Raw genomic sequence first — 6,703 nt, 5'->3', positions numbered from 1 at the left:
CCTTTCGGCATGCCCAAAAACAGGCTGTGTGGTTCGGTTTGACAATGGCGATCGCCGCGAGGAAAAACCCCAGCTCACGGATCGGCGTTCGAGGCAATAGCCAAACCGGATAGCCAAACTGGCGGATTCTCGTGTTCGTTGCACCGGTCCCTAGAGCTTGGGACCTCCATACACACGAAAGGTCCCTCCCAGCCATCTGGGAGGGACCTTTTCACGCGAGCGAACTCGCGATTAAGCGGTAAAGCGATTACCACGCATTCATGTGGTTGAGTACGCGCGCCTTGGTCTTAACCATCTGGCCGCCGAACTCCTTCCAGTTGTGCAGGCCCAGTGGCGGGTAATCCGTGGTTACGTTGATACCGGTCAGGCGGGCCTTGCCTTCCCAGATGCGGGAGCTTGCCAGTGCACCGATTTCGAGGGCGGAGCCGGCCAGCTGGTGCTGGGGCAGGTAGCCGGCGTCGGCCGGGCCTGGGATGCCGCTGGCGGCGGAGATGTATACGTCGGTGTTGCGCAGGCCGTGCATGTTGAGGAAGGGATCGTTCTCAAAGCGGGACGGGCTGAGCAGGGAGCCGTACATGGCGTTGATGTTGTAGCCGCCGGCGTCCAGCATGGCCACGCGCAGGAGGGTCTGCATGCCTGGCAGCGTGGTGGTGAGGTAGCCGGAGAAGCTGAGCACCTGACGGAACTGGTCCGGGTGCTTGGCTGCCAGGTTCATTGCGGCGGTGCCGCCCATGGACAGTCCGATGATGGAGTTGTTGTTCGGAGCTACGCCGAAGTGCTGCTGCAGGTAGCCGGGCAGCTCGCGGGTGAGGAAGGTCTCCCAACGGTAGGTTTTTCCGTTGCCGTACTTGGGGTCGGCGGTCCAGTCGGCGTAGAAGGAACCTTCGCCACCAACTGGGGCAACCAGGGTGATGTTGGAGTTCTCGTAGATGGCGGCCGCGTTGACGTCTTGGAACCAGGCGTTGGTCTTTTCCGTCGCCCGCAGGCCGTCCAGCAGGTACAGGCCAGCGTTGCCACCGCGTGCTGCCGGCACGATTTGTACCGGGATGTTGCGGTTCATCGACGGGGACCAGACATCGCAGCGTTGTACCCAGTAGCCAACTGGGTCCCAGTGGCAGTGTCCTGTTGCGTCTGGGCGGAGCCACCCGCGCGGGTTGGCTTGTGCCTCATTCGGCGCAACGAGCATCATGCTCATCGCTGCTACAACTGCTGTTACCAGCGCGATCAGGGCGCGGCGCACAGAGAGAGTCGCGTTCATGTTGTCACCATTCAAATCTTCGGGAAAATTTTTGGGGTTACATCCCCATATGTCGCAGATTGTCTGCGGAGTGTTACCGCGATGTTATCAACGGTGCCTAAAAGTTTTCTAATTATTCGCTCAACCAGTACACAGGCGGGCCGTCTAGCCCAACGTCTTCTCCGGCTGCGATGCGCTCGAGGGTGTTGGCATCAAGGTACACGTCGGGGTGGTCGTTGACAGTGAGTGTGCGGCCCTTTGTCACTGCCCAGCCCATGTTTTTCACGAAGCGTTTGGCGCTCATGGGTTCGCGGTAGGTGGCAATCAGTTCATTGATGTCTGGCGTGCGCAGCGCTGCGCGTGCTTGCCGTACGAGTTGCTTATCGACGTACTCCGGCAGCCCCTCAACATCCACCCCCGTATCCGCTAATTGCCAGTGGAACGGCAATTGTTTGTCGTGGCCGATTCGCCCGTCGGGCAGTCGTGGTTGGCGCGCGGCGAGTGGCGTTGCCAGACCTACTGAGTCCAGGATGCGGTCATCGAGCTCGGATAGCATCCCGGTCATACCCAAATTTATGTGGTAGGCCGTGGGGGGCATTTGTCCGAGGTCTGTCTGTACGTCCTTCCCCGTCAAGCGGGGGCGAGTTTGCCACTGGAACACGCTTGGATGGTCTTGAATACGAACGAGACTCACCACAGCGGAGGTGTTGGCCTTATCGGCATGGATTTCGTTCCAGGCTTCTGGCCATCCGTGCATCATGTCTGAGGCGTAGAAGTCTTCGGCGTAGCGTGGCGGGTTTCCGGATTCGCGCTGTAAAACGGCTGTCCAGAATTCTCGTTCGTCCACGATGGTGAGGTCCACGGGATTTTCATCAAAGGGATCAAACCCCAAGTCGTGCCCGCGGTAGATGACTATGCCCGCCCAGATGACAAGACCCGCGGTAGCCACACCTGTGACCACCGTGGCTGGCACTGCCATCACCGGCAGCAGCATGGCAAAGAGGGGTACCAGCACCATGCGGCCGTGCATGAAGTCCCCTCCGACTTTCACCACGTATATAAGATGCAGCGCGCCACAGCCGAAAACTAGGAGGGCTACCAGGGCCTGTTTACCGCCGCGCTGGTAGGTGAACATCGCCCCGAACACGACGGCGATGAGGATAGGCAATAGCAGCCCGTAGGGGCGCACGGTGTCCCATACATAGGCGATGCCCGTACGCCAAGCGGATTCGGAGGCGGACTTAGCTACAGCCGTGTGCGGGGTAAGCAGCCCGTAGTAGCCCATGCGGAAAATGGTGTAAGCCGCGGGCAACGGTAACGCCGCAGCCAGAATTCCGCCGATGCGACGCCGGTTGCGTCGGTTCAGGGCAAGCAGCAGGATACCGGTCAACCCGCCGTACAAGGCTAGTTCTGGCCTGACCAGCCATGACAGGCCGGCCCAGAAGGCAAGCCAGTACAGTGTGGCGGGATTTTCTGATCGGTCTGCCCAGCGCACTAACAGCGCGAACCACACGGCCAGCCACGCTAGGGACAGCCCCCATTCCAAACCGGAGGTGGCAAAGTCCCGGGCGGGTGGCAGGGCAAGGTAGATGATGATGCCAAATGGCAGTACCGCGTGCTGCCCCCAGAGTTTGCCCGCGGCAACGGTACCTACCACCGCAGCGATGACGGTGAAGGCAAGCGCCAGCCACATCGCTACGTCCTCAAGCTTCATCCCGGGCACCCAGGAGAAGGCAACAATGAGGTACTGCCACAGGGTGGATGTGTTCGCCTCAACGCGCTCACCAACGTTGAACACGGGGCCGTTTCCGGCCAGGATGTTGCGCACGGTGCGCAGAACGATCAGCCCGTCATCGCTGATCCAACGGCGGCTGAAACCACCCCAGAATGCGAAAGCGCCCGCTATGAGGGCTGACAAGAGCAGCGAAGAACGAGCGCTTTTTTCCATGCGGGATATCTTAACTTATGGCTGGAACCACATAGACGGCCATCACGATGGTGAAGATCCACAGCAGGGCCAGCATCTGCAGAACTCGGTCTTCCAGAGCGATCTCATCCGGTGCCCCACCGTTGCCGCTATCCACCTCGGCGGCGTAGCGGAGGATGGCGATGATGAAGGGGACCATGGAGATCTGGTACCAGAGACCCTCGGCGGGGGCGACACCGTCGGAAAGCGTGAAGCCCCACAGTGCGTACGACATGACCACGGCTGTGGCGGACAGTGTCCACACGAAACGCAGGTAGGTCTGCGTGTAGCCTTGCAGCGATTTGCGGATCTTCGCGCCCGTGCGCTCCGCCAGCAGCAGTTCCGCGTAGCGTTTGCCGGAGGCCATGAACAGCGAACCGAACGCCGCGACCAGCAGGAACCACTGTGATAGCTCAATATTCGCCGCGACACCACCGGCCATGGCACGCAGCATGAAGCCGGAGGACACCAGCGCAATATCAATCACTGGGATGTGCTTCCAGCCGAAGCAGTAGCCCAGCTGCAACACGATGTACACCCCAATGACGGTTGCCAATGCCGCACCATCGGAGGCGAGGAATGACAAGCCGATGGCCAGCGCAATGAGCGTTGCCGCCATCGCATACGCCAACCCAATGGGCAGCTTGCCAGAGGCGATTGGGCGGAAACGCTTCGTCGGGTGAGCGCGGTCCGCCTCCACATCGCGCGCGTCATTGACCAGGTAGATCGAGGACGCACCGAAGCAGAACACGATGAACGCTAGCACAATATCCCACACCGTGCGGGACGTGAAAGACTCAGTGCCCGCAGCCAGCGGGGCCGCCAAAACCAGGACGTTTTTGACCCACTGCTTCGGGCGCAAGCCCTTGATCATCGCGTCAGGCAGGTTCTTCGGTGGAGTTTTCTTCCGGTTGTAGTCCACACCCTCGGTGTGAGGCTCGGATTTCAGAAACGGCTCTTCCTGCAACGGTGGAGTGCTCGGCTCGGTCATGCTGTCTGCCTCTCAATCTCAATCGCGGCTCGCGCCACCCCCGCCCCCAGCAGCGCGCCCGCCAGAGTGTCCGTGGGATAGTGCACGCCCAGAACCATTCGGGATGCCATCATAATGGGAATCCCCGCATACGGCAGTTTCGAGCCAGTGATGTCTGCAAGGTGCACCATCGCAGCGCTTGTCGACGTCGCGTGCGAACTCGGAAAACTCAACCTCGACGGCGTACCCACACCCACTTTGATCCTGGGATCATGTGGGCGACGGCGCCGAACAATGCGCTTGATCACCACGGATGCCGCGTGCGCCGTGAAAGCGCCAGCACCCATGGCCAGCCACTTCCGTCGGCGCTTTTCATCCAGAGCCGCACCTGCCGCCGAAATGCCCAGCCACCCAAGCGCATGTTCGCCGAAATGGCTGAGGCCGCGGGCGGTGGGGAGGACCCCGGGTGCGTCGAAAAGCAGCTTTTGAAGTTCGCGTAAACCGCTCACTTCAAAAGCAGTCAAAGAGTTGTTATTGCTCATCGAAGATCTTCTTCCAGTTCTCGTGGCTGGTCAGCTCCGGTCGCGCCTCACGGTAGGTGCGCTTGAGCTCCGCCCAGCGGTCCTTGATCTCCGCGCGCAGACGCTTCTGCTCATCCAGAAGGGTCTTTGCCAACTCCTTGTCACGCTTGCGGAAGGCCACGCCCGTACCACCGGCTGTGGACACCGTCGCGGAATCCACGCGAGCCAGCGTGTACCAGCGCGCCTCCTCCGCCGTCAGATTGAGTTGCGGCGCCTCCCAATGCGCACGATCCTCCGGCTTCCGCAGGTGAAGCAAAGACTTCGCGGCCCACGGAATCTTCTTGATCTTGGCCAGACGCCCACCCATCTTGTTCGTGGGCACACCCGGCGCGCCTGTTGCTGCCGGCAAATCCGCCGCGGACGGCAGCACCTGCGCATCGGGGAAACCCTTCCGGATCTCCTGAATCCGCGGCAGCGAGGATTCGAGGATGTCAAAGAGCTGGTCCGGGCCGGCAAGGAAGTCCTTCATCGCCTCATTCTGAATCGCGATGGTGGAGTACTCCATGCACACGTAGTGCTTGAGCGTGGACTTCAGCATGTTCTTCAGCATCGCCTCCGGATTCTCCGGACCATAGATGCTGGCCACGATGAGGCGGTTACGCATGTGGAAGTAGGCCTGCCAGTCGATGGCATCGTCCTTGTCGGCCCAGGCCATGTGCCAGATGGCCACGCCTGGCCACGTGACCGTGGGAAGACCTGCTTCCTTGGCGCGCAACGCATACTCGTTGTCGTCCCACTTGATAAACAGCGGCAACGGCAGACCCATCTTCTCCGCGACCACGCGCGGGAAAAGGTTCATCCACCAGCCGTTGTAATCCACATCAATGCGGCGGTGCAGCGGGCGCGAGGTGGTCTTTCGCGGGTCGAGGTCTTCTTCCTCCGTGCCCACATAACCGAGCGGGTACTTAGCAAAGTCATGGTCGTAGACCGCGTGCTTCGCGGCCGAGAACATGAAGATGTTCGGATCCACGATCTCACCTGTCGTGCGCAACTGGCTGCGGTCCTGCAGGTTCAGCATCTGGCCACCGACAAGAATCGGGCTCTTCGCGTAACGGGCCGCCTGCACTGCACGCAGAATCGAATCCGGCTCAATCGCAATATCATCATCCATGTACAGGATGAACGGCGCGTCCGTCTGGTTGAGCGCTTCGTACATGATGCGGGAGTAGCCGCCCGAACCACCGAGGTTTCCTTGGCGGAATACTTTCAGTTTTCCGCCAAGATTCTTTTCGGCCTCCTTGAAGTCCGGCTCGTCCGCCGGGTGCTGGTTACCCTGGTCCGGCATCAGCACATCCGTAATCGCCTCCAACACGAACGGGTCCTCCGCCAGCGCATGTAGTGCGTTGACAGCATCACGCGGACGGTTGAAGGTAGGGATACCCACCGCCACCTTCTTCTCCGCTGGTGCGATTGTGCTCCCACCGGGCAGCACCTGCTCCTTCGGCTCATGCGGCGCGAACCAACCAGCGTCCGTGATCGTTGCGTCCGACTCCGCATTCACGTCGAACCACAGCCAGCCACCATCCTCGAAGTTGGCCAGCTTCAACGGGATTTCCACCCGCGCATCCTTCGCTTCCACATTCGTGACCGAGATGCGCACACCATCATGCTTGGAGCGGTACACCGAAATCGTCGCCGCTCCCTGGACATCCATGGCTAGCACCACGGTGTCCAACTGCGACCAGCGGCGCCAATACGACGCTGGGAAAGCATTGAAATATGTTTCGAAAGAGACCTCCTCCCCCGCAAGAATGTTAAAACTCGTACGGCCCGACCACGTCAAACGCTGTTTATTCTGCTCCGCCTCAATGAGGTACAGCATGCGAACGTCGTGTGGTTCGCCCTTCTTTGGCATCAGCACACGCTGAAGTACATCTACTGCAGTCGTTGTTTCCACAGATCTCACTTTCGATGCCTAATCAGACTTCTCAACAGAACTTCGTCTTTAG

The 6,703-nt window shown here is 60.3% G+C and carries 5 protein-coding genes; all 5 read right to left on the bottom strand.

All coding sequences use genetic code 11. The features are described from left to right. Positions 1-247: 247 nt before the first annotated feature. A complete protein-coding gene (locus tag HMPREF2129_RS07905; protein ID WP_034665183.1) occupies positions 248-1,258 on the bottom strand; it encodes an alpha/beta hydrolase in 1,011 nt (336 codons plus the stop codon). Positions 1,259-1,370: 112 nt separating this feature from the next. Next, positions 1,371-3,185 carry a hypothetical protein gene (locus HMPREF2129_RS07900; RefSeq protein WP_034665146.1) on the bottom strand — a complete coding sequence of 605 codons (1,815 nt, stop codon included), beginning with the start codon at positions 3,183-3,185 and terminating at the stop codon, positions 1,371-1,373. Between the two features lie 10 nt (positions 3,186-3,195). Further along, a complete protein-coding gene (locus HMPREF2129_RS07895; RefSeq protein WP_034665143.1) occupies positions 3,196-4,194 on the bottom strand; it encodes a decaprenyl-phosphate phosphoribosyltransferase in 999 nt (332 codons plus the stop codon). Then, entirely contained in the window at positions 4,191-4,715 is a 525-nt protein-coding gene (locus tag HMPREF2129_RS07890; RefSeq protein ID WP_034665140.1) for a phosphatase PAP2 family protein, read from the bottom strand. The genes HMPREF2129_RS07895 and HMPREF2129_RS07890 overlap by 4 nt, the downstream gene beginning before the upstream one ends. Next, positions 4,705-6,651 (bottom strand): glycosyltransferase, encoded by a 1,947-nt coding sequence (locus tag HMPREF2129_RS07885; RefSeq protein ID WP_034665138.1) that lies wholly within the window; start codon positions 6,649-6,651, stop codon positions 4,705-4,707. Before HMPREF2129_RS07885 ends, HMPREF2129_RS07890 begins: the two co-directional genes overlap by 11 nt. Positions 6,652-6,703 lie beyond the last annotated feature (52 nt).

The sequence above is a fragment of the Corynebacterium tuscaniense DNF00037 genome (assembly GCF_000759055.1).
GTDB classification, from domain to species: Bacteria; Actinomycetota; Actinomycetes; order Mycobacteriales; family Mycobacteriaceae; genus Corynebacterium; species Corynebacterium tuscaniense.
Note: the sequence above shows the minus strand (reverse complement) of the source record. Positions and strands in the feature narration are given on the sequence as shown.

Bases quoted from the DNA above. Each gene is read 5' to 3' on its own strand.
- HMPREF2129_RS07890 (WP_034665140.1), bottom strand. From the start codon at position 4,715: ATGAGCAATAACAACTCTTTGACTGCTTTTGAAGTGAGCGGTTTACGC.
- HMPREF2129_RS07905 (WP_034665183.1), bottom strand. From the start codon at position 1,258: ATGAACGCGACTCTCTCTGTGCGCCGCGCCCTGATCGCGCTGGTAACA.
- HMPREF2129_RS07900 (WP_034665146.1), bottom strand. From the start codon at position 3,185: ATGGAAAAAAGCGCTCGTTCTTCGCTGCTCTTGTCAGCCCTCATAGCG.
- HMPREF2129_RS07895 (WP_034665143.1), bottom strand. From the start codon at position 4,194: ATGACCGAGCCGAGCACTCCACCGTTGCAGGAAGAGCCGTTTCTGAAA.